General features: G+C 72.7%; 2 protein-coding genes. Both read left to right on the top strand.

Going from position 1 to position 1,091, the window contains the following annotated elements; genetic code table 11:
* A partial coding sequence (locus ACFY4A_RS42710; protein WP_390834695.1) for a S8 family serine peptidase occupies positions 1 to 573 on the top strand: 573 nt, incomplete at its 5' end.
* A 235-nt stretch (positions 574 to 808) separates the two neighbouring features.
* A partial coding sequence (locus tag ACFY4A_RS42705) for a hypothetical protein (protein ID WP_390834694.1) occupies positions 809 to 1,091 on the top strand: 283 nt, incomplete at its 3' end.

Raw genomic sequence — 1,091 nt, 5'->3', positions numbered from 1 at the left:
CGCAAATTCGCCGACGCAGCCGCGGCGGGCATCGCCTGCATCGCCCCGGCAGGCGACACCGGCGGACCGGTCGCCTTCCCCGCCTCGCTCCCCACTGTCTTCGCCGTGGGCGCCCTGGGGGCCTTCGGCACCTGCCCACCTGGCACCTCCCAGGCCACCCACACGGGGCCGCAGCTGACACCGGAAGGGCTGTTCGCCGCGCCGTTCGGCTGCCACGGCCCCGCAGTGAATGCGGCCGCCCCCGGCGTGTCGGTCCTCTCGTGTGCCCCACAGGGCGGCTACACGGCTCTCGACGGCACCAGCACCGCCTCCGCCCACGTCGCGGGCCTGGCCGCCCTCATTCTGGCCCACCACGAGGACTTCCACGGCCAGCTGCTGCCCCGCGGCCCCGGCCGCGTGCAGCACCTGTTCGAGATCATCGGCGCCAGCTGCCGCCCACTGGCCGCCCCGGGAACACTGGACGCGGCCCGCACCGGGCGCGGCCTGCCCGACGCCCTCATCGCCCTCGGCCTTGCCCCCGGCATGCAGCTCGCCCCGGCCCTGTCACCCTTCGCCCCCTCCATGACCGGCTAGTCCCGTACTTCGCGGGTCGTTGATTCGTATGGTGTGACCGGTCTGGGGGTGTCCTGGGCGGGGGGTGTGGCGTTGGGTGGGGTGTGTCGATGACTTCCCGGTCCCCGCGGCCACGGTCTCAGCGTCAGCGCCTTGAAGTGGCGGTGACCTCCGTGGTGGAGAAGCGTCTGGGTGCTCTGCCTGTCGCTGCCGAGTTTCTGCGCCGGCTGGATGTCGCCGGGATCGTCGACGAGGTGTGTCCTGGTGGCGCGAGTGCGCTGGTGACAAGCCCGCCGGGCAGCGCGAGACCTGCCGCGTGCTGGAGGACACCCACACCCTGACCGGGCCCCGCAAGAGCGATCCGCCGCTCACCGTGCGGCGGATCCTGGTCCACTCCACCGCGAACGCCGCCGGCCAGCAAGCCGCCCGGGACACACGCCTGGCCAAGGCCACCGAAGACCTGAAGAAGCTCACCGCTGCGGCCGGCGGACGCCACTACAAGACCCGGGAGAAGATCGTCGCCCGGATCGGTGTCATCG

Source organism: Streptomyces sp. NPDC001292, assembly GCF_042896465.1.
GTDB lineage: Bacteria > Actinomycetota > Actinomycetes > Streptomycetales > Streptomycetaceae > Streptomyces.
The sequence above is the reverse complement of the archived record's forward strand: the minus strand, read 5'-3'. Positions and strand labels throughout refer to the sequence as shown.